This is a genomic window from Kitasatospora sp. MAA4, from assembly GCF_029893355.1.
Taxonomy (GTDB): domain Bacteria; phylum Actinomycetota; class Actinomycetes; order Streptomycetales; family Streptomycetaceae; genus Kitasatospora.
The window spans coordinates 29,737-56,003 of sequence record NZ_JARZAI010000038.1 but is presented as its reverse complement, the minus strand read 5'-3'; the positions used below and the strand labels follow the sequence as shown (position 1 = coordinate 56,003).

Here is a 26,267-nt window from a genome sequence, read left to right as displayed (position 1 = left end):
CAGTCGGCTTCTAGGATCTGCGGTATGGCAACAAGACTCGTGCAGATCAACATGAAGGCCCGGGACGACTCCGCGCTCGGCCGGTTCTGGGCGGCGGCACTCGGTTGGGGTGTCGACAGCGAGGGGCCCGGCGTGACCAACCTCGAACCCGTGGGCTTCGCCTACCCCGACCCTGCGGCCGTCTGCATCGACCTCGTCGCGCGGCCGGAACCCAAGACGGTGAAGAACCGGGTGCACCTCGATCTGGCCACCACCTCGGCCGCCCATCAGGCGGAGTTGGTCGGGCGCCTGAGGGAGCTCGGTGCGACGCTCGCCGACGTGGGTCAGGGCGACGTTCCCTGGACGGTGCTGGCCGACCCGGAGGGCAACGAGTTCTGCGTCCTGGAACCCCGCCCGATCTACCGGGACACCGGGCCGGTCGCCGCGGTGGTGGTCGACTGCACCGACCCGCGGGCGATGGCGCGGTTCTGGGGCGAGGCGACGGACTGGACGGTGCACGAGGCCACGGACGACCAGGCGGCCCTGCGCTCCGCCCAAGGCGTCGGCCCCTACCTGGAGTTCATCCGCACCCCCGACACCAAGAGCGGGTGGAACCGGGTCCACCTGGACGTCCGGCCCTACCCCGGTGACGACCTGGCAGCGGAGGAAGCCCGACTGCGCGCCCTGGGCGCCACCGACCCTGGTATCGATCAGTCCGCGATCTCCTGGACGGTGCTGGCCGACCCGGAGGGCAACGAGTTCTGCCTGCTCACCCCTCGCTGACCTTGCGGCGGTGCGGCGGGCGTGGGAAGTCGGGGGTACCGACTTTCCGCGCCCGCCGCCGTGGGTGTCGGATCGTCAGCCGTGCAGGTAGACGATGCCGAGCTTGGTGAGCTGCCAGAGTTGGGTGGATGCGCCGGTGTCGGGGGCGAGTTGGATGATCGGGTTGCCCTGGGCGTCGGCGGAGGTGCTGACGGTGGCGACCTCGGTGGTGTCGGCCGAGTCGGCGAGCTTGTACCGGCCGTTGCCGGCGGGCTCGATCACCCAGTGCTGGTTGGCGCCGCCGTTGCAGCTCCACTGCTCGAGGACGGTTCCGGGGGCGGTGGCGGCGCCGGTGGCGTCCAGGCACATGGCGCGGTTGCCGCTGAAGTCCATCTCGTAGCTGCCGCCGGGCTTGGCCTCCAGGACGAAGGACTGGTTGAGTCCGCCGGTGACGGGGTAGCTGATCGCGGTGCGGCCGTTGGTGCTGTCACCGTAGGTCCCGCCGCCCGAGAGGTCGAGGGCCTTGCCGTTGGCGGCGCTGGTGAGTTGGTACCAGGCGCCGTCCTCGGGGGCGTCGTTGAAGGGCTGACCGGGGGTCAGCGGCATCAGCGAGGTGCCGTCGGACTGGTTGAGCGTGCAGTACGCCTCCTGCTGGGCGGCCCCGGTGTAGAAGGCGCCCAGGCAGGCCGCCTCACCCTGGTAGCCGGCCACCCGCAGGTGGTATGACTGCCGGATCTCGTTCTCGCAGAGCGAGAGGATGCCGATCGAGAAGTCGCAGCCGTTGCGGGTGTTCTCGGAGAGGTCGATGACGTCACCGTTGGTGTACTCGTACGGCGAGCTGGTCCACTCGGCGCAGACCTCGTGGCCGTAGCTGACCCGGCGCTGGTCCAGGAACCGTACGCCCGGGACGTTCTCGGCCGCCTGGCGCAGCGCGTCGTCGAAGGTCGGGACCACCCAGTTGTGGCCCCAGGCCAGGTCCTCCGGGTAGGCCGGGCAGCCCTGGTTGATCTTGGTCGCGTAGTCGTTGCTGCGGATGTCCGGGGTGATCGGGGTGAAGTACGACTGGTAGACCAGCTGGTAGGAGCCGTCCGCGTACCCGGCGTTGCGCATGGTCTGGCGGACGTCGGTGATCGCCGCGGTGACCTTCGGGATGACGGCCGCCGCCCGCTGGGTGATCGCCGCGCTGCCGATGGTGTCCCGGCAGCCCTGCGACTTGGGGATCGGGAAGTACTGCCCGAGGCAGCTCTCCATGATGCCGCTGAAGTCGAAGTCGTCGTTGGCGCCGATCGTGACGACGACCATCTTGACGTTGTACTTGGCCGCGGTCTGGGCGAGTTGGACGTCCTGCTTGGGCTCGCCGTAGTCGCCGCTGCCGCCACCGGTGATCTTCGCCAGGGTGGGGTCGCTGGTCAGGTCGCCGGTCTGCGCACCCGAGCAGGCCAGGTCGACGGGCGTGACGCCGGTGAGGCCGGTGTCGAAGATCTCGGACTGCGGGTGCCGGTGGCAGTAGTTCTTCGGGCCGTCGGTGCCGGCGAAGTAGCCGTCGCTGGTGTCGGTTCCGGCGCCTTCGCCGGAGATCGCGCTGTCGCCCATCGAGACGATCGCGCTGGGCAGGTCGGCGCGGGTGGCGGCCTGGACCGGCGGGGCTCCGGCGGCCAGTCCCAGGGCGGCGACCAGGGCGGCGACGGCGAGCAGGGCGGTGGGGGGACCTGAGATGCGTTTCCTGATCACGTAGGACTCCTAGGGTGGGGGGCGGAGTTTCACTGTGAGCGGGTTCACATCGTAGGTACTGACAAGTAACACAACAAGACGCGTGACAGGGAAAGTTGAGGATCCCTCAGGTTCAGCGGGGAAGAGAGAAGAAAAAAGAGCCGCCGCCCAACGCCTCAGGAGGAGAGGCGGTGGACGGCGGCCCGATGCGGGCGGATCAGCCCTGGTTGACGCAGGTGTTGCCGAACGCCGGGTTCAGCAGGCCGATCACGTCGACACTGTTGCCGCACAGGTTGACCGGGATGTGGATCGGAACCTGGAGCTGGTTGCCGGAGAGCACACCCGGCGATCCGACAGCGGCGCCCTCGGCACCGGAGCTGGCGAGGGCGGTCCCGGCACCAGCGGCCACGATGCCGACCACGGCGGCGCCGACAACGGCAGCCTTCTTGACGCTCATTTGAGTCTCCTTGTTACTGAGCACGATGCGTGCATGATCGTCAACGACGCCCCCGGCTTCGAGGTTGCGCCCGAACGCCGACCATCACCCGTTTGTACGTACCTGGACGCGTCGGCCGGCCCCGCGCGACGCCACCCGTTTCCCGTCGCGCCCGCGGTCGTTCTCCCTTCCGGAAGCTGTTCCACTCGCACGCACGCAGCCGGGCGCACCGGGCGTACAGGAAGGCCCACAGAATTCGGGCCATCCGCCGCCTGAGTGACAATCGGCGGTTGCCCGAAACCTTTCGGGCAGGTTTCCGGTTTCGCCCGGTGCCCGGGAAATACCGTCCCTGGAAATCAACGGAGGATTAACTCTCATGCGCAAGTTCTCGAAGTCCCTCGTCCTCTCCGTCGCCGCGGCCGGCCTGGTGCTCGGCGGCGCGGGTGCCGCCGCCGCCAGCGCGGGCGCGCAGGGTGTCGCGGCCGGCTCTCCCGGCGTGATCTCCGGCAACCTCGTCCAGGTTCCGGTGCACGTCCCGGTCAACGTCTGCGGCAACAGCATCGGCGTCATCAGCGTGCTGAACCCGGCGTTCGGCAACACCTGCCTGAACAACGGCTGACAGCGGCCGGTTCGCCCTCCGCGCCACCGCCGCGCGCCCGGTTCGCCCCGCGCGCGCGGCGTCCCCACCTCGTGATGATCCACTAGGAGATCTCCATGCAGAAGACCAAGAAGCTCGCGATCCTGTCGACCGCCGCGGTCGGCCTGATCCTCGGCGGCGCGGGTGCGGCCGCCGCCAGCGCGGGCGCGGAGGGCGTCGCCGCCAACTCCCCCGGTGTGCTGTCCGGCAACAACGCCCAGGTCCCGATCCACATCCCGGTCAACCTCTGCGGCAACTCGGTGGACGTGATCGGCCTGCTCAACCCCGCCTTCGGCAACACCTGCATCAACGCCGAGGCGATGCACCACGACGACGACGACTGCTGATCGGCGGACGACGTCTCGTGAGCGCTGCCCCTCGGACTCCCCCGTCCGGGGGGCAGCGCCGTGTCCCGACGAAAGGAATCCCGCGTTGACCGCCAAGATCGCCAAGACCACCGCGAGCGGCCTGCTCGCCGCGCTGGGCGCCGTGCTGCTGCTCGGCCAGGCCGGGACGGCGGCAGCAGCCGCCGCGACACCCGCGCCCGCGAGCAACCTCCAGCCGACCCAGATCGGACCGGCCCTGGGCGCGCTCCCGTACGTGATCGCCCCGGCGAAGGACCTGCGGCTCGACCCGTTCGCGCAGTCGGGGGCCGACCCGCTGAGCAACGCCGTCGCCGTCAAGCCGGACAACCCCGGCATGAAGCCGCTCAGCAGCACCGGCCTCACCGGCGGGCTGAGCAACGGCGGCGGGGCCAAGGACATCCCGGGCGCCGGCCTGCTGCTCTCCGCCCTGCCGGGCTGAGCGGCCCAACTCACGTACGGCAAAGGCCCGGTGCGAGCAGACGCACCGGGCCTTGCCTACCGAGGGCGGTCAGCCCAAGGACTCGGCCGCCGTCGCGTCGGTGGTCATCAGCAGGTCGCGCGCCGTGTCGGTGAGCGAGAGCCGCTTGTCCGCGCTGCCCAGCGAGGCCTTGGCACCGGGGACGGCGGAGACCGCGGCCGGGATCAGCCGCGGGTCCAGGTCGCCCGCCGAGAGCGAGCCGTCGTGCAGCGAGCCGTCCGGGCCCTCGGCGAAGCCGAGCGGGTGGCCGAGGCCGACCGCCGGGCCGACGGCCTTGAGCGGCGCCGCCGGCGCGTCCAGCGACAGGTCGCCGGGGCGCACGCCGTCCGCGACGGCCGGCAGCGGCAGCGCGGTGTTCAGGCTGGGCCCGACCTTGCTGAAGTTCAGGGCGGGCACCACCCGGTCCGGCACCATCTGGTGGCGGTCCTGCTCGGCCGGTACCGGCGGCAGCACCGGGGACGCCGGCACCGCACCGGTGATGTCGCCGCCGAGCGGGAGCAGGGGCGCCTTCTCGCTCACCGTCTCCAGCGGCACCCGGAAAGGCACCGTCTTGGTGGCGAGACCGTTTTCGAGCGACGCCACCTGGCTCGGGGAGAGCGGCCCCGCGGCGGCGGCCACTCCCTGGCCCGCGACCGCCGAAGCGCCGACGGCGAGCATCAGCAGCGCACCGGTCCGCTTGGAGAAGTTCATCGTGTTCCAACCCGATCTTTTGAGAGCTTCCGGACAGTGCCTCGCCGACGAATACAGGCGAGGCCAATCTGCCTCAACGATCCGGAACCCCGGGAGTGGGCGAACCTTACTCCGAACGGAGTATTAGTCCGATCGACACGCCGATGACCACGCGACTCGGCAAAGTTTCTCCACGAGCCTCGCGTAACTTTCCGGCCCGCCATTCTTTGATATCGATGTCACCGCACGACAACGGCCGGATCGGTCAGCCGATCAGCCGGCAGCCCGAGATCTGTCGGACGTGATCGCATTCCTGAATACGCCGTTCAGACCACGGTGACCACAGACCAGATCTATTCCGTAACGCCCGACGCAGCGGCAGCGGACGAAGTAATCCCGAGAGGAATCATCATGATCAAGAAGACCCTCGCCTCCGTCGGCCTGGTGGCCGCGGCTCTGGCAGCCGGTGTCACCCCCGCGATGGCGATCGGCAACGCGGACGGCTCCGCCGCGTCCATCCAGGGCAACGGTGGCACCAACACCACCGGCACCTGGGGCGACCACAGCCCGAACTTCCACTTCCTGGACAACCCGAACATCTGCCTCCCGGAGATCCACCACGTCCAGGTCGGCCTGATCCCGGTCCAGGCGGACATCCCGGTCGGCGACCAGCAGCTGCACCAGACCTGCAACGTCGGCCAGGCCACCCAGTCCAACGGTGACGGCATCGCCTCGCACCTGATCGGCTGATCGAGTCCCGCCTCCGGGCCCGGACCAGCCGCTCCCCCAGCACTGCGTCCGGGCCCCGGTTCCCGCAGTACCACCGCAGCCAGCGGTGCCCCGCACCACCCGCCCCTCCTCACCGTGCTACCTCGAAAGAGAGCTCCCCATGCTGAAGAAGGTTTTCGCCGTCGCCGGCCTGGCCGCTGCCGCCGTCGCCATGTCCGCCGCCCCCTCCCTCGCCATCGGTGACGCGGACGGCTCCGCCGCCTCCGTCCAGGGCGCGGGTGGCACCAACACCACCGGCACCTGGGGCGACCACAGCCCGAACTTCCACACCCTGGACAACCCGAACATCTGCCTGCCCGAGGTCCACCACGTCCAGGTCGGCCTGATCCCCGTTCAGGTCGACGTCCCGGTCCTCGACCAGCAGCTGCACCAGACCTGCAACGTCGGCCAGGCCACGCAGTCCAACGGTGACGGCGCGCTGTCGCACCTGATCGGCTGATCCAGCTCTCCCGAGCTGCGCACCACCTGACCCTCCAGAGCGGTACCTGACTCAACGGAGCAGTACAGCGGGGCCGGGGAGACTCTCCCCGGCCCCGCTTCATGGAAGCGGCGTCCAGTTCCGGACGCCCTGTCAGATGAGAGGACCGAACCTCATGCAGAGGATGCTCGGCAGGGCCGCGGCCGTCGCGGCCGGCGCACTGATGATCGCCGGAATCGCCGCCCCGGCCTACGCCCACGTCACGGCCGGCGGCGCCGGTGGCGGCGTGGTCTCGGCTCACCCGGTGTTCGTGGCCGGCTGGGGCCAGGGCTGGGCGGGTACCCACCACGTGCACACCGCGGGTGAGCACAGCCTGTGGGCGACCGACGACGCGACCGGCGGCGAGGGCGCGGGCGAGGTCCAGATCGACGGCTGGCACCACCACAGCTGAGTGGCATGACTGAGGGGGTGTCGGCGTGGTTCGCCGACACCCCCTCAGTCATGCCAGTCGGGTCTCAGTGCAGCTGCCGGGCGACCTCGACCGCCCAGTAGGTGAGGATCTGCTCGGCCCCGGCGCGGCGGAGCGAGGTGAGCGTCTCCATGATCATCCGCTCCCGGTCGATCCAGCCCCTGGCCGCGGCGGCCTCGACCATCGCGTACTCGCCGGAGACCTGGTAGGTCGCCACCGGCACCGGCGAGGCGTCGGCGACCTGCCGCAGGATGTCCAGGTAGGCCATCGCCGGCTTGACCATCACCAGGTCGGCGCCCTCGGCGACGTCCTGCTCCAGCTCGCGCAGCGACTCGCGGGTGTTGGCCGGGTCCTGCTGGTAGGTCTTGCGGTCGCCCTTGAGCGAGGAGCCGACCGCCTCGCGGAACGGGCCGTAGAACGCCGAGGCGTACTTGGCCGTGTAGGCGAGGATGCCGGTCTCCTGGTGCCCCGCCGCGTCCAGTGCCCGCCGGATCACGCCGATCTGGCCGTCCATCATGCCGGACGGGCCCACCAGGTGGACGCCCGCGTCGGCCTGCACCACGGCCATCTCGGCGTAGCGGGCCAGCGTGGCGTCGTTGTCCACGCTGCCGTCCGCGGCCAGCACGCCGCAGTGGCCGTGGTCGGTGTACTCGTCCAGGCACAGGTCCGACATCACCACGAGCGCGTCGCCGACCTCGCCGACCACGTCGCGGATCGCCTGCTGCAGGATGCCGTCCGGGTTGGTGCCCTCGCTGCCGACCGCGTCCTGCACCGCGGGCACGCCGAAGAGCATCAGCCCGCCGAGCCCGGCCTCGGCCGCCTCGACCGCGGCCTTGCGCAGCGTGTCGCGGGTGTGCTGGACCACGCCCGGCATCGAGTCGATCGGCTTCGGCTCGGTGATGCCCTCACGGACGAACAGCGGCAGGATCAGCTCGGCCGGGTGCAGCCGGGTCTGCGCCACCAGTCGCCGCATCGCGGGACTGTTGCGCAGCCGGCGGGGCCGGACGGACGGGTAAGCGGACAACTCTTCCTCCAGAGGTCAGCGCGCCTTGCGCCGGGAGCCGGGGCGGCGCTCGCTGGGGCGGTACACCGGCTCGCCGGCCGAGGTGGCGGCGTCCCGGCGTCCCGCTCCGAAGTCCGCCAGGGCCTGGGCCAGCGCGGAGGCGGACGGCGCGGGCGCCATCACGTCGACGCGCAGGCCGTGCTCCTCGGCGGTCTTGGCGGTGGCCGGACCGATGCAGGCGATGATGGTGACGTTGTGCGGCTTGCCGGCGATGCCGACCAGGTTGCGCACGGTCGAGGACGAGGTGAAGAGCACCGCGTCGAAGCCGCCGCCCTTGATCGCCTCGCGGGTCTCGGCCGGCGGCGGCGAGGCGCGCACGGTGCGGTACGCCGTCACGTCGTCCACCTCCCAGCCGAGTTCGACCAAGCCTGCCACCAGCGTCTCGGTGGCGATGTCGGCGCGCGGCAGCAGCACCCGGTCGATCGGGTCGAAGACCGGGTCGTACGGCGGCCAGTCCTCCAGCAGGCCGGCCGCGGACTGCTCGCCGGACGGGACCAGGTCGGGCTTCACGCCGAAGTCGACGAGCGCCTGCGCGGTGGTCTCGCCGACCGCCGCGACCTTGATCCCGGCGAACGCGCGGGCGTCCAGGCCGTACTCCTCGAACTTCTCGCGCACCGCGCGGACCGCGTTCACCGAGGTGAAGGCGATCCACTCGTAACGGCCGGTCACCAGGCCCTTGATTGCCCGCTCCATCTGCTGCGGGGTGCGCGGCGGCTCGACCGCGATGGTCGGCACCTCCTGCGGCACCGCGCCGTAGGAGCGCAGCTGCTCGGAGAGGCCGGTGGCCTGCTCCTTGGTCCGCGGCACCAGGACGTTCCAGCCGAACAGCGGCTTGGTCTCGAACCAGGAGTGCGAGGAGCGGTGCGCGACCTGCTCGCCGACCACGGCTATCACCGAGGTCGCCGGGTCCACCGGTGCGGAGACCGGCGAGGGCAGCACCCGGGCCGCCTTCAGCTCGGCGGCTATCGTCGCCAGGGTGGCGGTGAAGGTGCGCTGACGGGTCGTCGTGCCGGAGAGCGTGGCGCAGAGCGCGGCGTCCGGCTTGCGGCCGTGGGTGACCAGCGCGGCGGCGGTGGCCGGCAGCTGGCCGAGCGTGGTGCGCACGACCAGGGTGGTCTCGGGCGCGCCGAGGTCCACCAGGGCGCCCGCGACCAGCGCGGCGCCGTCGACGAAGCGCACGTCGGCGCCGTTGCTGCCGCGCAGCGGGACGCCGGCGTAGGCGGGCACGCCCACCGACTGGGCGACCCCGGGGATCACCTCGAAGGCCAGCCCGGCCTTGGCGCAGCAGAGCATCTCCTCGGCGGCGCGGCCGTCCAGGCCCGGGTCGCCGTCGACGGTGCGCACCACGTGCTTGCCGGCCTGGACCGCGTCGGCGACCAGCTTGGCGAGCGAGGCGGCGTCGCCCCACCCGACGATGTCGGTGGCGCCGCTCTCCCCGTCCTGGCCGGCGGGGGTGCGCACCTGCACGCCCTCGGGGCAGTGCGTGCGGACGGCCGCGGCGGTGAGCGGGTCGGCGATCAGGATGTCGGCCGAGGCCAGCACCTCGACCGCGCGCAGGGTCAGCAGACCGGGGTCACCCGGGCCCGCGCCGAGGAAGGTGCAGCGTCCGGACCGATCGGCGGTGGCGGTGGGGCTCATCAGGCTCGCTCCCCCATCAGACCGGCCGCTCCGCCGTCGAGCAGCCGGGCGGCGAGGGCGTGGCCGAGGGCCGCCGCCTGCCGTTCGGCCGTCTCGTCGAGCACGAGCGGGCCAGTGGTGGACATCATCAGCAAGGTGGCGCCGTCGATCGTGCCGACGACGCCCTCCAGCCGCAGTTCGGATCTGCTGCTCACGGTCGCCAGTGCGGCGACGGGGGCGGAGCAGCCGGCCTCCAGAGCGGCCAGCAGGGCACGTTCCGCGACGACCGCGGCGCGGGTGGGTGCGTGGTCGAGCGCGCCGAGGGCGGCGGCCAGTTCGACGGCGTCGGCCCGGCACTCCAGGGCGAGGGCGCCCTGACCGGGGGCCGGCAGCATCAACTCGGGGTCGAGGTGCTGGGTGACCTCCGCGCCGCGGCCGAGCCGGTTGAGACCGGCCGTGGCCAGCACGACGGCGTCCAGCTCGCCGGAGTGGACGAAGCCGATCCGGGTGTCGACGTTGCCGCGGATCGCGACGGTCTCGATCGACGCGCCGTTGGCGGCGGCCCAGGCGTTCAGCTGGGCCATCCGGCGCGGGGAGCCGGTGCCTATCCGGGCCGGGCGGCCCACGCACTTCTCGACCAGTTCGCCCAGGTCCAGGCCCTCGCGGGCGACCAGGGCGTCCCGGACGTCCTCGCGCTCGGGGACGGCTGCCAGCAGCAGGCCCTCGGGCTCGGCGGTGGGCAGGTCCTTCAGCGAGTGCACCGCGAAGTCGATCCGGCCCTCCAGGAGCGCGTCGCGCAGGGCGGAGACGAAGACGCCGGTGCCGCCGATCTGCGCGAGGTGCTCGCGGGAGGTGTCGCCGTAGGTGGTGATCTCCACCAACTCGACGGGCCGGCCGGTGACCCGGGCGACCTCCCGGGCGACCATGCCCGACTGGGCCATCGCCAGCGCACTGCGCCGGGTGCCCAGCCGCAACGGTATTTCGGCGTCCAACTGGCCCTGTAGGGTACTCAGCTGACCATTCATCACGTGATCATCCCGGTCGTGCTGGTGGTCGATATGGTGGTTCATCGGGCCGCTCCGCCCGCGAGACTACCGCCGGCGGGTTGCGCCTGCGGTACGACCGGCGTTCCGGACACCGCGTGCACGGCGGCCGGGTCGAGGTCGAAGAGTTCGCGCAGCGCGTCCGCGTAGGAGGCGCCGCCCGGTTCGGCGGCCAGCTGCTTGACCCGCACCGTCGGCGCGTGCAGCAGCTTGTCGACGACCCGGCGGACGGTCTGCGCCATCTCGGCGCGGGAGCGTTCGTCCAGTCCGGGCAGCCGCGCGTCGAGGCGGGCCAGCTCGGCGCCGACCACCTCGGAGGCCATCGCGCGCAGCGCGACCACGGTGGGGGCGATCCGGGCCGCGCGCTGCGCGGCTCCGAAGGCCGCCACCTCGTCGGCGACGATCTTGGTGACCGCGTCCACGTCACCGGCGCCCGGCATCGCGGCGTCGACCTGCGAGAGCGACTCCAGGTCGACCAGCAGCGCGCCGGTCAGCTGGTGGACCTCGTGGTCCACGTCGCGCGGCATCGCCAGGTCGAGGAAGGCCAGCGGGCTGCGCTCGGCGCGGGAGGCGACCGCGGCGGCGACGTCGGCCGCGGCGATCACCGCGCCGGCCGAGCCGGTGCAGGAGATCACCACGTCCACGTCGGCCAGCGCCTGCGGCACCTTGGCGAACTCGACGGTGCGCGCGCCCAGGCTCGCGGCCAGGCGCTCGGCGCGCTCGGGGGTCCGGTTGGCGATCAGCAGGTCGCTGACGCCGGCCCGGGAGAGCGTGGCGGCGGCCAGCGAGCTCATCGAGCCCGCGCCGACCACCAGCGCCCGCTTGCCCGCGATCGGGCCGGCTCCGGCGGCGATCTGGTCCAGGCCGAAGGTGACCAGCGACTGGCCGGCCCGGTCGATCCCGGTCTCGCTGTGGGCGCGCTTGCCGACCCGCAGGGCCTGCTGGAAGAGCTCGTTCAGGCCGCGGCCCGCGGTGTGCTCCTCCTGCGCGCGCGCCAGCGCGTCGCGCAGCTGGCCGAGGATCTGGCCCTCGCCGACCACCATCGAGTCCAGGCCGCAGGCCACCGAGAAGAGGTGGTGGACAGCGCGGTCCTCGTAGTGGACGTAGAGGTGGGCGGTCAGCTCCTCCAGGTCCACCCCGCTGTGGTGGGCGAGCAGCAGCGACAGTTCGGCGACGCCGGCGTGGAACTTGTCCACGTCCGCGTACAGCTCGATCCGGTTGCAGGTGTTGAGCAGGGCCGCCTCGGAGACAGTGGCCGTGGCGGCCGCGTCGTGCAGCAGGCGGGTGGGGACGTCACCGGTGAGCGCTGCGCGCTCCAGGACGCCGACGGGGGCGGTGCGGTGGCTGAGACCGACGACGAGCATGCTCATGCGGGCATCACCGCGGGCCGCTCGGAGTCGTTCTCGACCTTCTCCGCCTTGATGTCCTTGATGTCCTTGGCGGCGCCGGCCGCGCGGCGCAGCTTGGCGGCGGCGGCGCGGACCGGGCCGGGGGCGCGGTCCAGCACGGACTCCTCGCCGCTGCGGCCCTGGTCGGGCTCCTCGCCGGCCTTGCGCTGCTCGTGGAAGGCCAGGATCTGGAGCTCTATCGACAGGTCCACCTTGCGCACGTCCACGCCGTCCGGGACGGTCAGCACGGTCGGCGCGAAGTTCAGGATGCTGGTGACGCCCGCCTCGACCAGCCGGTCGCAGACCTGCTGGGCCGCGCCCGGCGGGGTGGTGATCACACCGATGGAGACGTGCTGGCTCTCCACGATGGCTTCCAGCTCGTCCATGTGCCGCACCGGCAGGCCGGCCGCGCTGCTGCCGACCACGGTCGGGTCAGCGTCCAGCAGGGCCGCCACCCGGAAGCCGCGGGAGGCGAAGCCGCCGTAGTTGGCGAGGGCGTGGCCGAGGTTTCCGATCCCGACGATCACGACGGGCCAGTCCTGGGTGAGGCCCAGCTCACGGGAGATCTGGTACACGAGGTACTCGACGTCGTAGCCCACGCCCCGGGTTCCGTAGGAACCCAGGTAGGAGAAGTCCTTGCGGAGCTTGGCCGAGTTGACGCCGGCGGCGGCGGCCAGTTCCTCCGAGGAGACGGTGGGGACCGAGCGCTCGGAGAGCGCGGTCAGCGCGCGCAGGTAGAGCGGGAGTCGGGCCACGGTCGCCTCGGGGATACCGCGGGCGCGCGTCTGACGTCCCACAGGGGTGCGGCGCATGGAGCCTCCGTCGGCAGGGCTGGGGGGCGAGGACTTCGGGGTGGATCGGCCGATTGCCACGGTGCTCCTGTGGGTGAAGCTGGGCTTTGGCTGCCAGGCTATGCGTTTGTGAACGTGTGCACAAAGATGGTGTCCGTTTTGTCCCGCCACAGTGACGCGCATCACGCTTCGTACCCCACCCGCCGGCGGACCTGCGCACGACCCCGACCCCGGCGTGAGGGGCCCAGGCGCGGCCAGGGCAGCGCCGACGCCTCACGTAGCGGCTCGACCCACTCCACCGGCGGATCGGACGGTACCTGCGTGCAGTGCCGCAGCAGGGCCGCGGCGGCCCGGGCGTCGGCGAGCGCGGAGTGCGCGGCGAAAGCGCCGAGTCCGGCGGCCGCCACACAGGCGCCGAGACCGAAGCCGCCGGCCTCGGGGAGGTGACGGCGGGCCAGGCGCATGGTGCAGAGCAGCGGGACCGGCGGCAGCGACACCCCGATCCGAGCGAACTCGCGCTCCAGGAAGGCCCGGTCACAGCTGACATGGTGGCCCACCAGGACGCGTCCGGCCAGCAGTTCGAGCAGAAACGGTGCGATCTCGCGAAACCGCGGGGCGCCGACCACGTCGTCCTGGGTTATCCGGTGCACGTGGGTGGGGCCGACCGGGCCGTTCGGGTCGACGAGTGTGACGAACTCCGCTTCGACCCGCAGCGCGCGGTCCAGCAGCACCACGCCGACCTCCACCACCCGGTGGCGCCACGGGCTGCTACCGCTGGCCTCGATGTCCACGACCGCGAAACCGCCGGCCGCCGGCGAGAGGGCACGCCCGGGAACCACGGCTGCCCTCCTCTGAGTTCGACCCCCCAGTGGTACGGAACGAGGTCGATCGTAGGCAGAGCGGCAGGCGGTTTCTCAGTCGTTATCGAGTCGTTCCGGCAACGATTTGGCCTAGACCACCCGCCATTCGGCGGGGGTGGCCCGATCCTCAGCGCAGCAGGGCCGTGCGCAGCCGCTTCTCGTCGACCCGCCAGAAGTCGTGCTGGCGGCCGTCGATCAGGGTCACCGGGATCTGCTCCGCGTACAGCCGGTAGAGCTCGGGGTCCTGGGTGATGTCGCGCTCCTCGAAGCCGCTGCCGAGCTCGCCGACGACCTTCGCGATCACCTCACGGGCCTGGTCGCAGAGATGGCAGCCCGGCTTCCCGATCAGGGTGACCGTACGGTCGGCGGGCTCGGGGCTCTTGGCACGGCGCAGCAGTGGACTCACCACCCCATTGTGCGCCGCCACCGGGGCGCACCCCGGCCATCTTGGCTGACTATGCTCGGTCCCATGGCCGCGCTGCGAAGGCTCACCCAGGCAAGGCGTTCCTCCTCCGAGCGGACCGCCCTGGCGGGCGAGGCCGCCGCCGACGCCGCCGAGCGGGCGCTGCGGGCGGCGCCCGCGCCGGTCGAGGCGCCCGAGGACGGCGGCACACCGGCGGACCACCCGCACGCCGCCGCGTTCTTCGACTGCGACAACACCATCCTGCGCGGCGCGGCGGTCTTCTACCTCGGCGTCGGCCTCTACCAGCGGAGGTTCTTCACCCGGCGCGACCTCGCCAGGTTCGCCTGGCAGCAGGCCTGGTTCCGACTGCACGGCACCGAGGACCCGGCACACATCGCCGACGCCCAGCACACCGCGCTCTCGCTGGTGGCCGGCAAGCGGACCGTCGACCTGGAGGCGATCTGCGAGGAGATCTTCGAGGACATCGTCGCCGCCAAGGTCTGGCCCGGCACCCGGGCGCTGGTGCAGATGCACCTGGACGCCGGGCAGCGGGTCTGGCTGGTGACCGCCGCGCCGCTGGAGGTGGCCAGGATCATCGCCCGCCGGCTGGGCATGACCGGCGCGCTGGGGACCGTCGCGGAGGCGGTGGACGGCGTCTACACCGGGCGGCTGGTCGGCGAGATGCTGCACGGCCCGGCGAAGGCGGCCGCGGTCGGCGCGCTCGCCCGGCGCGAGCGGCTGGAGCTCGGCCACTGCGCCGCGTACAGCGACTCGGCCAACGACATCCCGATGCTCTCGCTGGTCGGGCACCCCTTCGTGGTCAACCCGGACGGCGCGCTGCGCCGCCACGCCCGGGCGCAGGGCTGGCGGGTGCAGGACTTCCGGACCGGCCGGAAGGCGGCCCGGATCGGCATCCCGGCGGCGGTGCTGCTCGGCGCGGTGGCGGGCGCGACGGTGGCCGGGGTGGCCCTGCGACGCCGTCGCAGCTGACGTTTCGTCACCAACCCTGCGGTCAGGGCCCACTGACCGGTTCTGATCGTTCGAACTCGCCGAAAAGTCTGGGGTTGGCGGGCCCCCGGGCAGGGAAACCGCCGAGCCGACCTCGGAATTGGTCACAGCAGGCCACCGAATGATCACGATCAGCGCGCAGTTCGGAGCTTTGTTCGGTCACTTTCAGCTCATATACCACGCGAAGTGGATCCCAATCGACCACTTCGGCCACAGGGTGTAGCTGTCATTGCACAAAGCGTTATTCTCTCCTGGATGCACGCCCAACCCACGTGTCCCCCCGGCGGGGTGACAAGGAGTGTGCACTCCGCGCAGGCGGAGGTGATCCGTCCACAGTTCTGCCTCTGGGAGTCCCGTGTACCCACCCGTCCGGAACGACGCGCCTGCTCCCGCCCGCCCGTCGCCCACCACCGCTGCTGCTCACACTGTCCCCGCCATCGCCGCGCGCAATCTCCGCCTGCTCCGCACCCTGCTCCGCAGCCAGCTGGTCCTGGCCTCGCCCCAACTGGTCCCGGCCGGCGTCCCGTTCGCACCCGGTGTGGCCCTGCGCAGTACGGCGGCGGGCGGCACCGGCACGCGCAGCCGCAGCGCCACGCCCGGCGGTTCGGGTACCCGGGGCCGCTCCAGGACGCTGCCGCCGCCGGGTGTCGAGTCCGAAAACCCGATCATGGATCTGGTCGAACGGGCCCAGGCCGGCGAGAGCGAGGCCTTCGGGCGGCTCTACGACCACTACTGCGACACGGTCTACCGCTACATCTACTACCGGGTCGGCAGCCGGGCCACCGCAGAGGACCTCACCAGCGAGACCTTCCTGCGGGCGCTGCGCAGGATCGGCACCTTCACCTGGCAGGGCCGGGACTTCGGCGCCTGGCTGGTGACCATCGCCCGCAACCTGGTCGCCGACCACTTCAAGTCCAGCCGCTTCCGGCTGGAGGTCACCACGGGCGAGATGCTGGACTCCAACGAGTGCGAGCGCAGCCCCGAGGACTCGGTGCTGGAGTCGCTCTCCAACGCGGCCCTGCTGGACGCCGTGCACCGGCTCAACCCGCAGCAGCAGGAGTGCGTCACGCTGCGCTTCCTGCAGGGCCTCTCGGTGGCGGAGACGGCCCGCATCATGGGCAAGAACGAGGGCGCCATCAAGACGCTGCAGTACCGCGCCGTGCGCACGCTGGCGCGGCTGCTGCCGCCCGACGCGCGATGACCATATCTCCACACGAGTCAGCACAGCGGTCAGCAGGAGGGCGGTCGTTCTTACACATCCGGGTGAATGGGCGGTCACATGATCACTCGTGCGTAACCGAGCCCCCTCGCCACTCGTTGCCCAGCGTGCAAACCACCACGGGTCGCGCGGTCAAGCCAAGTCGCGCACAGTCACCCGATGGAGTGGATTTGGCCCGCCGTGGCAACCGTCCGGCAGGCCGGGGAGTCGACAACGACGAAGGGAGGTGTGGCCCGTGACGGCAAACGTGCTGGAGCACCGGCGGGCGAAGGCCTTCGCCGAGGCGCTGGAGGCCCACCGGACAGGACAACCGGCGAGCAATCCGGGGATGGGTGAACTCCTCGACACGGCGCACGCATTGAGTGCGACCACCGTGCCGGGCCTGGACCTTGAGGTCCGGGTCACCCAACGCGCCCAACTGATGGCCGCGTTCGAGCAGGCGATGGCCGGCGGCGGACTGCCGACCGTGCCGAGCCAGCGCAGCCACCGGGCCGAGCGGGTGGGCAGACGGCGGCGCTGGGGCAAGCGGTTCGCGATCGGCGGGCTGGTGGCGGGAGTTACCGTCGGCAGCTTCGCCGGGGTGGCCGCCGCGAGCACCACCGCGCTGCCCGGGGACACCCTGTACGGCATGAAGCGCGGCCTGGAGGGCCTGCGGCTCGACCTGGCCGGCTCGGACGCCGAACGCGGCGCCCTGCTGCTCGACCAGGCCTCCACCCGGCTCGCCGAGGCGCGCAGCCTGGTGGGCGGCACCGACAGCCCGACGGCGCTCAGCCCGGCCACGGTGGCCAAGCTCGGCGAGGCGCTGGACGACATGCACGCCGAGGCGGCCCAGGGCCGGGAGCTGCTGCGCTCGGTCTACCGGGCCAACGGCGCGCTGGGCCCGATGCGCAGGCTGGCCGCCTTCAGCGAGATCCAGGACAACCACTGGGCCGACCTGCAGGGCCGACTGCCCTCGCAGCTCACCCCGGTGGCCGGTCAGATGGACCAGCTGTTCGGCGACATGAGCGAGGACGTCGCGCCGCTGCACCTGGACCCGCAGGCCGGCCACGGCACCGCGGCCCAGCCGGGCGGCGCGCCGAGCGGCTCGTCCCCGTCCGCGGTCGGCGACGGGCAGCAGCCGGGCGCGGGCCAGGGCTCGGCCCCGGCCTCCGGGGCGTCCGGCCAGGCGGGCGACGGTCACCCGTCGGCCGACAGCAGCGCCGGGCAGGGCTCGGAGCGGACCGGCCAGGGCTCCGGCTCCGCCGGGGGCGCGGTCGGCGGCCAGGTGAACGGTCTGGTCAACGGCCTGACGGGCAGCCTGACGGGCGCCGGCAAGGGCGCTGCGACCCCGTCCGGGGCTCCGCAGGGCGGCGGCGCCAGTGCCCCCGCCGCGGGCCAGCAGCCGGGCGCTCCGGCCTCCGGCGCGGAGCCGAGCGGTGCGCCGCAGCTCGACCCGGGGCTGAACCTGCCGCCGCTCATCCCGGGCCTGCTTCCCGGTCTCGGGCTGACCGGGGGCTGAGCCACGTCATGGGGCCCGCACGCTCGTCGAGCGTGCGGGCCCTGTGTGCTGCCTGTCAGAAGAAGACCGAGCGCCGCTGCACCAGCAGCCGGTAGAGCGTGTGCTGGATGGTCTCGCGGACCTCGTCCGTCAGGTTGAAGACCAGCATCGGATCGTCCGCCGCCTCCGGCGGGTGGGTGTCGGTGCTGATCGGCTCGCCGAACTGGATGGTCCACTTCGTCGGCAGCGGGATCGCGCCGAGCGGGCCCAACCACGGGAAGGTCGGCGTGATCGGCACGTACGGCAGGCCGAGCAGCCGGGCCAGCGTCTTGGCGTTGCCGAGCATCGGGTAGGTCTCCTCCGCCCCGACGATCGAGCAGGGCACGATCGGCACCTGCGCCCGCAGCGCCGAGGCCACGAAGCCGCCGCGCCCGAAGCGCTGGAGCTTGTAGCGGTCCGCGAACGGCTTGCCGATCCCCTTGAAGCCCTCCGGCCAGACCCCCACCACCTCGCCGCGCTCCAGCAGCGCCTGGGCGTCCTCGTTGCAGGCCAGCGTGTGCCCGGCCTTGCGGGCCAGCTCACCGACGCCGGGCAGCACGAAGACCAGGTCGGCGGCGAGCATCCGCAGGTGGCGGCGGTTCGGGTGGTGGTCGTGGATGGCCACCTGGGTCATCAGGGCGTCCAGCGGGACCGTCCCCGAGTGGTTGGCGACCACCAGCGCGCCGCCCTCGGCGGGGATGTTCTCGATCCCGCGGACCTCGATCCGGAAGTACTTCTCGGCCAGCGGGCGCAGTGCCGAGAGGAAGACCTCCTCGGTCAGCTCGCGGTCGAAGCCGAACTCGTCCACCTCGTAGTCGCCGGTGATCCGGCGGCGCAGGAAGGCCAGGCCGTTGGCCGCACGGCCCTCCCAGCCCTTGCCGAGCACCGACTCGGCCACTGGCCCGAGCCGACCGGCCAGCGCCCCGCCGACCGCGTCGGCCAGCATCGAGGCGAACGCGCCCACGCCCGCGCCGTCGCCCTCGTTCGGGGTCCAGCTCGGCGCCGTCTCGATCGGGATGACCTTGGCCTGCCCCGTCGATCGCTCTCTCGCGGCCGTCATCCTCGGTTCAGCTCCTGTCGGTTCGGGTCGGGTGCTCGGGGCCCAGCAGTGCGGTGAGCCGGTCGGTGACCGCGGCCAGCCGCTCCGGGGGCAGCAGACCGCGGCGCTGCGCGGCGGCGAAGTCGCCGAACGCCTCCGGGGTGCTGAACCGCGGCTGGTAGCCGAAGGTCTCGCGCAGCTGGAAGGTGTCCACCACCCGGCCATGGGTGAGCAGCCCGATCTGTTCGGGCGAGAAGTCGGTGACCCGGGTCTGCCGGGCCAGCGCGGCCACCCAGCCGAGCGCCGGCAGCAGTACCGGCACGGTCGGCCGGCCGAGTCGGCGCGCGCACTGGGAGAGCAGCAGCACGCCCTCCCCCGCGACGTTGAAGGTCCCGGTGTTGGTGGTGGCGCGGGCCGGGTCCAGCGCGGCCAGCCGGAGCACCTCGACGGCGTCGTCCTCGTGCACGAACTGAAGCCGCGGGTCGTAGCCGAGCGCGGTGGGCAGCACCGGCAGCGCGAAGTACTCGCTGAGCGGCGTGTCGGCCGCCGGGCCGACGATGTTGGCGAACCGCAGCACGCTCACCGCGACGTCGGGGCGGCGCCGGCCGAAGCCGCGTACGTACCCCTCCACCTCGGCGGCGTCCTTGGCGAAACCGCCGGAGGGCAGGTGCTTGGGCTGCGTGCGCTCGCCGAAGACCGCCGGGTCGCGCGGGGTCGAGCCGTAGATCTCGGTGGTCGACTTCACCACCAGCCGGCGCAGCGTGGTCGACTGCTGGCAGGCGCCGAGCAGCTGCATGGTGCCGATGACGTTGATCTCCTTGACCGCGGCACGGCCGGGAGCGCCCGGATTGGTGGCACTGACGTTCAGGTGCACCACGGTGTCGACGTCGTGCTCGGCGAGCACCCGGGCGATCGCGGGACGGCGCAGGTCCGCGCGCGCGAAGACGTACGGGGCGAGCGGGCCGGCCCCCTCGGTGGGGGCGTCCCGGGCGGGTTCGACGTCCACGCCGACCACCAGCTCCACGCCGGGCTGCCGGCGGATCCGCTCGGCGAAGCGGGCCCCCAGATGGCGGGCCACTCCGGTGACGAGCACGACCTTGCCCACTGTGTGCCGCCCTCCCTCTACCGGACCGTGCCTGCACCGTACCGCGTCGTGGTCCGGAAAATGACGCTGCCCGCCCCGGCCAAGGCCGGGACGGGCAGCAGCACAGCTGGAGCGAGGCTCAAGCAGGTGTTACTTCTTGTTGCGACGCTGCACGCGGGTCCGCTTCAGAAGCTTGCGGTGCTTCTTCTTGGCCATACGCTTGCGACGCTTCTTGATGACAGAGCCCACGGAACAACCCTCGCTCACTGAGACTCCCGCCCGTGAGAGACGGAGTCCATACGACTGACGGAGGGCCTAGCCTACCGTCCGCGCGCCCAGCCCTGTAATCGGGACCATCCGACCCCTCCGTCAGGCGCTCTGACGCCCCACGTAGGAGTCCTTCAGGTAGTCGTGCACAGCCTGCTCCGGGACCCGGAAGGAGCGGCCGACCCGGATGGCCGGAAGCTCTCCACCGTGCACCAGGCGGTACACCGTCATCTTGGACACCCGCATGACCGAGGCGACTTCCGCCACGGTCAGAAAGTTGACCTCTTGCAAGGGGCGTTCGCCGGAACCCATGACCTCACCCGACCCTTTATCCGTGTGCAAGGCACCGGCTTCCCCTCCGGTGACTCCACCGACACACGCGTATCCCCAGAGTAGTTGCGGGTGGTACCAGTGGGAAGAGGGGGGTAGCGAGTCCTTGGACGGTCAGAGATCCGCCTGTTGCAGTACGTAGTCGGTCAGCGGTCTGTAGCAGGCCGCCTGCGCTCCGTCGTCCACCGGAACCACCACCGCCACCGTCCGCTCGGCCTCGCCGACGAACGGAGCCGGGTCGTTGGAGTCCGCCGGGCCGCCCGCCGCGATGCCGAGCCAGCCCGCCCCGCAGAGCCAGCCGTGATCGCCCAGCACCAGGTCGGGCGGGGGGTGCCCGGCCTCGGCCAGGGCCGCCAGGACCATCCGGACGGGCTGCGCCGAATGGGTGTGCAGCAGGTCGGATCCGGAGCCGAGTCTCCCAGTCCGGGCCGGTCCGTCAAGCGTCCGCAGGACGGCCACCGGGCCGAGGTAGTCCACGGCGCAGAGCCGGTCGCCGACCGGCGTGGGCGTACGGAGGCGCGCGCCCCGGGCAGGCGTGCGAACGGCGCACCCCGCGGCGGCGAGCGCCGCTACGAGCGCCCCGTGGAAGCCCGCCAACTGGGTGGGGTGCCCGGTCCCGGCCAGCACGCTGCCGCGGCGCTCGGCCGTCCGGCGCAGCAGTGCGGCCAGCCGGTCGAGGGCGTCCACCGTGCGCTCCGGGTCGATCCGGTCCGGCCCCTGCCCGTAGCCGAACTCGGGGCGCACCCCGCAGCGTTCGGCCATCAGGTCGAGCACCGCGCCCGGCCCCCAGCGGCCCTCCGGGTCCAGCCCCATCAGCGCCTCGGGGTCTCCCTGGCCGAAGAGCCGGTAGCTGCGCAGGTTCTTCTGCCGGGAGGTCGGGATGTTCGGGCCGGCCAGCCGGCGGCGGACCAGGTGGTCCAGCAGCTCCGCACGGCCGGGCGCGGCCCTGCTCACGGCAGCAGGCCGTGGTGCGGGAAGACCGCCCGGCGGGCCGCCAGGATCGCCTGGTCGAGCCGGTCGCCCGGGTCGTAGCCGGAGTCCGTGAAGTCCCGCCAGGAGGGCTCGGTGCCGTCCGTCATCCGCGCCGGGGCGGGTCTGCGGGTCAGCCGGTAGACCTCTTCGCGCCACTCCTCCGGGGTCTCGGTCGCCGGGTCCACCGGACGGCCGGCGGCGGTGGCCACCAGGTGCGTCCAGGTCCGCGGCACCACGTCCGCCACCGCGTAGCCGCCCCCGCCCAGAGCAACCCAACGGCCCTCGCAGTGCCGGTGGGCCAGCTCGTGCAGGCTGCCGGCCACCTCGCGCTGGGCGTCCACGCTGACCGCGAGGTGGGCCAGCGGGTCCTCGGTGTGGGTGTCCGCGCCGTGCTGGCTGACCAGCACCTGCGGGCGGAATCCGGCCAGCAGCTCGGGCACCAGCGCGTGGTAGGCGCGCAGCCAGCCCGCGTCGCCGGTGCCGGCCGGCAGCGGCAGGTTGGCGGCCGAGCCCGGGGCCTGCGGGCCGCCGGTCTCGGTGGACCAGCCGGTCTGCGGGAAGAGCGTGCTGGGGTGCTCGTGGATCGAGATGGTGAGCACCCGCGGGTCGTCCCAGAAGACGTGCTGGACGCCGTCGCCGTGGTGCACGTCGACGTCCACGTAGGCGACCCGTTCGGCGCCCAGTTCGAGCAGCCGGGCGACGGCGAGGGCGGCGTCGTTGTAGACGCAGAAGCCGGAGGCCCGGTCGGGCATCGCGTGGTGCAGGCCGCCGGCGAAGTTGACGGCGTGTCTGGCTCTCCCGCGCCAGACCGCCTCGGCGGCGCCCACCGACTGGCCGGCGATCAGCGCGGAGGCGGTGTGGACGGCGGGGAAGGCCGGGTTGTCCTCGGTGCCCAGGCCGTGCCGCTCGTCGAGCTCACCGGGGTGCAGGGCGGCCCGGCGGACCGCCTCGACGTACTCGGCGCGGTGCACCAGTTGGAGCGTGGAGTCGCCGGCCGGCGGCGCGGCGGTGACCGTCACGCCCGGCGCGGCGGGCAGGCCGAGGGCCTCGACCAGCCGCATGGTGAGCGCGAGCCGGGTCGGGTCCATCGGGTGCCCCGGGCCGAAGTCGTAGGCGGTGACGGCCTCGTCCCAGAACAGGTGCAGGCCGCAGGGCTGGTCAGGCTCGGCTGGGGGCATGGTCCAACGGTAGCGGGCTCGCCGGAGCAGGTGCGAAGTGCCCGGCGAGTGGGACGACCAGCAGGACCAGCAGCATCGGGGCGGTCAGCGCCCAGCGGTACGAGCTCGCGCCGGCGATCGCGCCGACCAGCGGCGAGCCGACCAGGAAGCCGACGTAGTTGAAGAGGTTCAGCCGGGCCACCGCCGCGTCCGAGTCGCGCGGGAAGAGCCGCCCGCCGGCCGCGAAGACCTGCGGGATGATCGCGCAGATGCCGATCCCGAGTACGGTGAACCCGGCGATCCCGGCCCAGGCCGCGGGCGCCAGCGCGGCGAGGCCGAACCCGAGGGCGGCCACCCCCGCGCCGGTGCGGACCACCGCCACCGCGCCCCAGCGCTGCACCGTGCGGTCGCCGACGGTCCGTCCGAGCAGCAGTGCCACCATGTAGCCGGCGTAGGCCAGCGCGGCCACCTGGTCGGAGCTGTGCAGCGTCTCGGTGAGGTACTTGGCGCTCCAGTTGGAGACCGTCGAGTCGGCGATGTACGCGAACGCCATCGCCGCGCAGAGCGGCAGCAGCGGGCGCCACGGGATCGAGCGGGCGGCGGCCGCGACGGCCTCCCGGACCGCGTCGCCGAGCTCCGCCGGGCCGGCGAAGAACCGTCCGACCACCAGCGCGGCCGGGATCAGCACCGCCGCACTCGCCCCGAACAGGGTCAGCAGCGACAGGTGCGCGCCGGCGCTGGCGAGCAGCGCGCCGATGATGCCGCCGGCGCTGAAGGCGGCGTGGAAGCCGAGCATGATGGAGCGTCCGTAGCGGTGCTGGAGGCCGACGCCGAGCATGTTCATGCTGGCGTCCAGCGCGCCGACCAGCAGCCCGAAGGCGGCCAGCGCCAGGCCCAGCGCCCAGAGCCGGTCGCCGGCCCCCACCCCGACCAGGGTCAGGCAGACGGCCGGCTGCACGATCCGCAGCACGGTGCGCGGGCTGGTGCGCTTGACCAGCTGCTCGGAGGTGATCGAGCCGACGCCCGCCAGGATCGGCACCGCGGCCAGGAAGACCGTCAGCGTCCCGTCGCTCAGCCCGTACTGCCGCTGGATGCCGGGGATCCGGGTGACCAGCAGGGCGAAGGTGGTGCCCTGGAGCAGAAAGCTGACCAGCAGCGCGCTGCGGGCCTGCCGCAGCCGGGCCGTGACCTCGGTGGACATCCGGCACCTCGCTCACCACCGGCGCAGTCCTACTGACCGGTACGAAGATATTGGCGCGAGCGTAGGGGGTCAGCCGACTTTTGGGGAGGGGTCGAACACGATCGTGCTCAGGCGGTCACCGGGGCGGTCCACGCCGCAGCCCAGGTCTGCGGCCCGACAATGCCGTCCACCCCGAGATTCTTCTCCTGCTGGAACTGGCGGCAGACGCTCGCCGAGGCCGGGCCGTACCAGCCGTCCGCGGTGATCGACCAGCCTCTGTGGGCCATCTGCTGCTGCCAGGTGCGCACGTTGTCGTCGTGCAGCATGGGCTGCTGGACGCGCAGGTACTCGCCGGGCCAGGCAGGGTAGTTGGGCGCGGGAGCCGGCGGAGGGGTCTGGGGCTGACCCACCAACTGCTGGGCACGGGCGATGATCTGCGGGCGCTGGGCGAGCACCGGGTCGCCCGGGCAGTCGTAGTGGCCGCCCCAGGCCGCCCCTCCCGCGCCGTGCCAGATCAGACCGGTGGCGTTGACGTCGTCGGTGGACACCACCGGCACGCCGTACTGGGCGTGCAGCCAGGCCAACAGCTGGGCGCAGTTCTCGATCTGACTTGCCGTCAGACTGTCGCCGCCCAGCCCCTCGTTCTCGATGCTGACCCAGTGCCGGTTGCCGGCCATCTCGGTCCAGGCGGCATCGTCGGTGTCCACCAACTGGCGCAGGCCCCCGGACTTGGGGTTGAGGAAGTGTGCGGAAGCCTCCGACGACGGATCCTTGAACCAGGACTCCGAGCCGGCCTCGGTGCCGTCCTGGATGTGCAGAACCAGGCCGCGGTGCTCGACCATGCCGCCGGGGTACAGGTTGGCAGTCGGGCCGATCCACTCGGCGCCGGGCATACGTGCCATCAGAGATGCTCCTTCGTAAGCGAAACGATCTGCTCCGTGACCTGGTACTACCCCGTCAGCCGCCGCCGACTCCCCGGTTATGCCAGCAGGTCGAGCACCTCGGGCAGCGAGCCGATCAGGCCGGTCGCGCCCGCCGCGGTGAGCCTGGCGGGGTCGGTGAGCGCGGCGTAGCCGTACACGTCCATGCCGGCCGCGCGGGCGGCCAGCACGCCGTTGCGGCTGTCCTCGATCACCAGGCAGCGGCCCGGATCGACCCCCAGGGTCCGGGCGGCTTGCAGGAAGAGGTCGGGCGCGGGCTTGCCGACGCCGACGTCCTGGGCGCTGAAGATCCGCTGCTCCGGCAGGTGGCCGCGCAGCGCGGTGAGGTCGAGCGCGGTGCGGATCCAGCTGTGGTGCGCCGAGGAGGCCAGGCAGTACGGCATGCCGCGCGCGCCCAGCGTCCCGAGCAGCCCCTCGGCGCCGGCCACCGGCGTCAGCTCGGTGGCGAAGGCGGCGAACACCCGGGCGTGGAAGGCCTCGTCGAAGCCGGCCGGCAGCGCGGCACCGTACCGCTCGGCGATCACGTCGTGGACGGTGTGCGCCGCGCAGCCCATGAAGTCGCGGTAGGAGTCGGCCTGCGTGGTCGGATAGCCGAGCTCGGTGAGGTACTCGGCCAGCACCCGGTTGGAGATCGGCTCGCTGTCCACCAGCACACCGTCGTTGTCGAAGATCACCAGGTCATAGCGCACAGCCGGTCACTTCCCGCCCGAGGCGAGCTCCTGGGAACGGTTGCGGGCGGCCTCCAACGCGCCGAGCAGGGCGGCCCGGACACCGTGGTTCTCCAGCTCGCGGATGGCCGAGATGGTGGTGCCGGCCGGCGAGGTGACCGCCTCGCGCAGCTTGACCGGGTGCTCGCCGGAGTCGCGGAGCATCACCGAGGCGCCGATCGCCGACTGGACGATCAGGTCGTGCGCCACCTGGCGGGGCAGGCCGAGCAGGATCCCCGCGTCGGTCATCGCCTCGACCAGGTAGTAGAAGTACGCCGGGCCCGAGCCGGACAGCGCGGTGGCCGCGTCCTGCTGCGCCTCGGGCAGCCGCAGCGCCTTGCCGACCGACTGGAAGATCTCCTCGGTCCGCAGCAGGTGCTCCTCGCGGGCGTGCGAGCCCCCGGAGATGACGCTCATGCCCTCGTCCACCAGGACGGGCGTGTTGGGCATCACCCGGACCACCGGGGTGCCGGCCGGCAGCCGGGCCTCGAACCAGCGGGTCGGGATGCCCGCCGCGGCCGAGATGACCAGCCGGTCGGAGGTCATGTGCGGGCCGAGTTCCTCGATCAGGGTGCCCATGTCCTGCGGCTTCACGGCCAGGATCAGCGTGTCGGCGAGCTTGGCCGCCTCCCGGTTGGTGGTGACCCCCACCCCGTACTTCGCGGCCAGCTCGGCGGCCCGCTCGGGGCGGCGCGCGGTGACCAGGACGTCCGCCGGATCCTTCCCCGCCCGCAGCAGCCCGGAGAGCAGGGCTTCACCGATCTTGCCGGTCCCGAGGAAGGCGATCCGCTGGGGGTGGGCGGCGCTGCTGCTCATGGCCTGGTTCTCCTTGATCACCGCGACGGTACTGGGCCCATCCTCGCACCCGGGGCCGCCCGGAGCGGGGGCCGTCCGACCTGCGGACGGGCCTGTCCAGTAGGGGAAAACTCGGGGGTTACCCCTATGGCTTAGGAGCCCGCCGAGGAGCACC

General features: G+C 72.4%; 30 protein-coding genes. 10 read left to right on the top strand and 20 right to left on the bottom strand.

The genetic code is table 11. The features are described from left to right. The first annotated feature begins 24 nt into the window (after positions 1-24). Complete coding sequence (locus P3T37_RS33545) at positions 25-762, top strand: VOC family protein (RefSeq protein WP_280727716.1); 738 nt, start codon at positions 25-27, stop codon at positions 760-762. A 75-nt stretch (positions 763-837) separates the two neighbouring features. Here the strand turns inward: P3T37_RS33545 and P3T37_RS33540 are convergent, their stop codons facing one another. Beyond that, positions 838-2,472, bottom strand: coding sequence for an RICIN domain-containing protein (locus P3T37_RS33540; protein WP_280727715.1), 1,635 nt, complete (start codon positions 2,470-2,472; stop codon positions 838-840). 196 nt (positions 2,473-2,668) lie between these two features. Further along, the gene (locus P3T37_RS33535) at positions 2,669-2,908 is read right to left on the bottom strand and encodes a chaplin (RefSeq protein ID WP_035800701.1); all 240 of its coding nucleotides are present in this window, start codon (positions 2,906-2,908) and stop codon (positions 2,669-2,671) included. A 355-nt stretch (positions 2,909-3,263) separates the two neighbouring features. On the opposite strand from P3T37_RS33535, the gene P3T37_RS33530 reads away from it, so the two are divergent. From P3T37_RS33530 to P3T37_RS33520, 3 genes are all read left to right on the top strand, one after another. Further along, positions 3,264-3,506, top strand: coding sequence for a chaplin (locus tag P3T37_RS33530; protein WP_280727714.1), 243 nt, complete (start codon positions 3,264-3,266; stop codon positions 3,504-3,506). Between the two features lie 95 nt (positions 3,507-3,601). Then, entirely contained in the window at positions 3,602-3,871 is a 270-nt protein-coding gene (locus P3T37_RS33525; RefSeq protein WP_280727713.1) for a chaplin, read from the top strand. An 85-nt stretch (positions 3,872-3,956) separates the two neighbouring features. Continuing rightward, positions 3,957-4,328, top strand: coding sequence for a hypothetical protein (locus P3T37_RS33520; protein WP_280727712.1), 372 nt, complete (start codon positions 3,957-3,959; stop codon positions 4,326-4,328). A gap of 69 nt (positions 4,329-4,397) precedes the next feature. Here P3T37_RS33520 and P3T37_RS33515 read toward each other — a convergent pair whose 3' ends face one another. Beyond that, positions 4,398-5,057: a hypothetical protein gene (locus tag P3T37_RS33515; RefSeq protein ID WP_280727711.1), complete on the bottom strand. Its 660-nt coding sequence runs from the start codon at positions 5,055-5,057 to the stop codon at positions 4,398-4,400. 390 nt (positions 5,058-5,447) lie between these two features. Here P3T37_RS33515 and P3T37_RS33510 point away from each other — a divergent pair, with 390 nt between their 5' ends. The 3 genes from P3T37_RS33510 (at position 5,448) to P3T37_RS33500 (ending at position 6,694) form a co-directional block, all read left to right on the top strand. Next, positions 5,448-5,786: a rodlet layer protein gene (locus P3T37_RS33510; protein WP_280727710.1), complete on the top strand. Its 339-nt coding sequence runs from the start codon at positions 5,448-5,450 to the stop codon at positions 5,784-5,786. A 139-nt stretch (positions 5,787-5,925) separates the two neighbouring features. Continuing rightward, positions 5,926-6,264, top strand: a complete 339-nt coding sequence (locus P3T37_RS33505) for a rodlet layer protein (RefSeq protein ID WP_280727709.1) — start codon at positions 5,926-5,928, stop codon at positions 6,262-6,264. Positions 6,265-6,418: 154 nt separating this feature from the next. Next, positions 6,419-6,694 (top strand): hypothetical protein, encoded by a 276-nt coding sequence (locus P3T37_RS33500; protein ID WP_280727708.1) that lies wholly within the window; start codon positions 6,419-6,421, stop codon positions 6,692-6,694. A 64-nt stretch (positions 6,695-6,758) separates the two neighbouring features. Here the strand turns inward: P3T37_RS33500 and hemB are convergent, their stop codons facing one another. From hemB to P3T37_RS33465, 7 genes are all read right to left on the bottom strand, one after another. After that, positions 6,759-7,736 carry a porphobilinogen synthase gene (gene hemB / locus P3T37_RS33495; RefSeq protein ID WP_280727707.1) on the bottom strand — a complete coding sequence of 326 codons (978 nt, stop codon included), beginning with the start codon at positions 7,734-7,736 and terminating at the stop codon, positions 6,759-6,761. Positions 7,737-7,751: 15 nt separating this feature from the next. Beyond that, positions 7,752-9,413: a bifunctional uroporphyrinogen-III C-methyltransferase/uroporphyrinogen-III synthase gene (locus P3T37_RS33490; RefSeq protein WP_280727706.1), complete on the bottom strand. Its 1,662-nt coding sequence runs from the start codon at positions 9,411-9,413 to the stop codon at positions 7,752-7,754. Continuing rightward, entirely contained in the window at positions 9,413-10,384 is a 972-nt protein-coding gene (hemC, locus tag P3T37_RS33485) for a hydroxymethylbilane synthase (protein WP_280727705.1), read from the bottom strand. The genes P3T37_RS33490 and hemC overlap by 1 nt, the downstream gene beginning before the upstream one ends. 74 nt (positions 10,385-10,458) lie before the next feature. Then, positions 10,459-11,805, bottom strand: a complete 1,347-nt coding sequence (locus P3T37_RS33480) for a glutamyl-tRNA reductase (RefSeq protein WP_280727704.1) — start codon at positions 11,803-11,805, stop codon at positions 10,459-10,461. Then, on the bottom strand, positions 11,802-12,635 hold the full coding sequence (locus tag P3T37_RS33475) for a redox-sensing transcriptional repressor Rex (protein ID WP_280727703.1): 834 nt from the start codon (positions 12,633-12,635) through the stop codon (positions 11,802-11,804). The genes P3T37_RS33480 and P3T37_RS33475 overlap by 4 nt, the downstream gene beginning before the upstream one ends. A gap of 161 nt (positions 12,636-12,796) precedes the next feature. After that, on the bottom strand, positions 12,797-13,453 hold the full coding sequence (locus P3T37_RS33470) for a 3'-5' exonuclease (protein ID WP_280727702.1): 657 nt from the start codon (positions 13,451-13,453) through the stop codon (positions 12,797-12,799). Positions 13,454-13,601: 148 nt separating this feature from the next. After that, positions 13,602-13,880 carry a glutaredoxin family protein gene (locus P3T37_RS33465; RefSeq protein ID WP_280727701.1) on the bottom strand — a complete coding sequence of 93 codons (279 nt, stop codon included), beginning with the start codon at positions 13,878-13,880 and terminating at the stop codon, positions 13,602-13,604. Between the two features lie 63 nt (positions 13,881-13,943). Here P3T37_RS33465 and P3T37_RS33460 point away from each other — a divergent pair, with 63 nt between their 5' ends. From P3T37_RS33460 to P3T37_RS33450, 3 genes are all read left to right on the top strand, one after another. Continuing rightward, positions 13,944-14,867, top strand: coding sequence for an HAD-IB family hydrolase (locus tag P3T37_RS33460; RefSeq protein WP_280727700.1), 924 nt, complete (start codon positions 13,944-13,946; stop codon positions 14,865-14,867). 373 nt (positions 14,868-15,240) lie between these two features. Then, the gene (locus P3T37_RS33455; protein WP_280727699.1) at positions 15,241-16,086 is read left to right on the top strand and encodes an ECF subfamily RNA polymerase sigma factor, BldN family; all 846 of its coding nucleotides are present in this window, start codon (positions 15,241-15,243) and stop codon (positions 16,084-16,086) included. Positions 16,087-16,339: 253 nt separating this feature from the next. After that, a complete protein-coding gene (locus P3T37_RS33450) occupies positions 16,340-17,602 on the top strand; it encodes a DUF5667 domain-containing protein (protein ID WP_280727698.1) in 1,263 nt (420 codons plus the stop codon). A 55-nt stretch (positions 17,603-17,657) separates the two neighbouring features. On the opposite strand, the gene P3T37_RS33445 is transcribed toward P3T37_RS33450, so the two are convergent. The 10 genes from P3T37_RS33445 to proC all read right to left on the bottom strand — a co-directional run bounded on the left by P3T37_RS33445 (position 17,658) and on the right by proC (position 26,113). Beyond that, entirely contained in the window at positions 17,658-18,680 is a 1,023-nt protein-coding gene (locus P3T37_RS33445) for a lysophospholipid acyltransferase family protein (protein ID WP_280727697.1), read from the bottom strand. A gap of 7 nt (positions 18,681-18,687) precedes the next feature. Further along, positions 18,688-19,764, bottom strand: coding sequence for an NAD-dependent epimerase/dehydratase family protein (locus P3T37_RS33440; protein ID WP_280727696.1), 1,077 nt, complete (start codon positions 19,762-19,764; stop codon positions 18,688-18,690). 129 nt (positions 19,765-19,893) lie between these two features. Continuing rightward, positions 19,894-19,992, bottom strand: a complete 99-nt coding sequence (locus P3T37_RS33435; protein WP_003948845.1) for an AURKAIP1/COX24 domain-containing protein — start codon at positions 19,990-19,992, stop codon at positions 19,894-19,896. Positions 19,993-20,112: 120 nt separating this feature from the next. Continuing rightward, a complete protein-coding gene (locus P3T37_RS33430) occupies positions 20,113-20,322 on the bottom strand; it encodes a helix-turn-helix domain-containing protein (protein ID WP_035802745.1) in 210 nt (69 codons plus the stop codon). A gap of 132 nt (positions 20,323-20,454) precedes the next feature. Beyond that, a complete protein-coding gene (locus tag P3T37_RS33425; protein WP_280727695.1) occupies positions 20,455-21,294 on the bottom strand; it encodes a phosphatase in 840 nt (279 codons plus the stop codon). Further along, on the bottom strand, positions 21,291-22,490 hold the full coding sequence (locus P3T37_RS33420; RefSeq protein WP_280727694.1) for an acetoin utilization protein AcuC: 1,200 nt from the start codon (positions 22,488-22,490) through the stop codon (positions 21,291-21,293). The genes P3T37_RS33425 and P3T37_RS33420 overlap by 4 nt, the downstream gene beginning before the upstream one ends. Further along, a complete protein-coding gene (locus P3T37_RS33415; RefSeq protein WP_280727693.1) occupies positions 22,471-23,670 on the bottom strand; it encodes an MFS transporter in 1,200 nt (399 codons plus the stop codon). Before P3T37_RS33415 ends, P3T37_RS33420 begins: the two co-directional genes overlap by 20 nt. A gap of 107 nt (positions 23,671-23,777) precedes the next feature. After that, positions 23,778-24,551, bottom strand: a complete 774-nt coding sequence (locus tag P3T37_RS33410; RefSeq protein ID WP_280727692.1) for an N-acetylmuramoyl-L-alanine amidase — start codon at positions 24,549-24,551, stop codon at positions 23,778-23,780. Between the two features lie 77 nt (positions 24,552-24,628). After that, the gene (locus P3T37_RS33405; RefSeq protein WP_280727691.1) at positions 24,629-25,279 is read right to left on the bottom strand and encodes an HAD family hydrolase; all 651 of its coding nucleotides are present in this window, start codon (positions 25,277-25,279) and stop codon (positions 24,629-24,631) included. A gap of 6 nt (positions 25,280-25,285) precedes the next feature. Beyond that, entirely contained in the window at positions 25,286-26,113 is an 828-nt protein-coding gene (gene proC / locus P3T37_RS33400) for a pyrroline-5-carboxylate reductase (protein ID WP_280727690.1), read from the bottom strand. Positions 26,114-26,267: the final 154 nt, after the last annotated feature.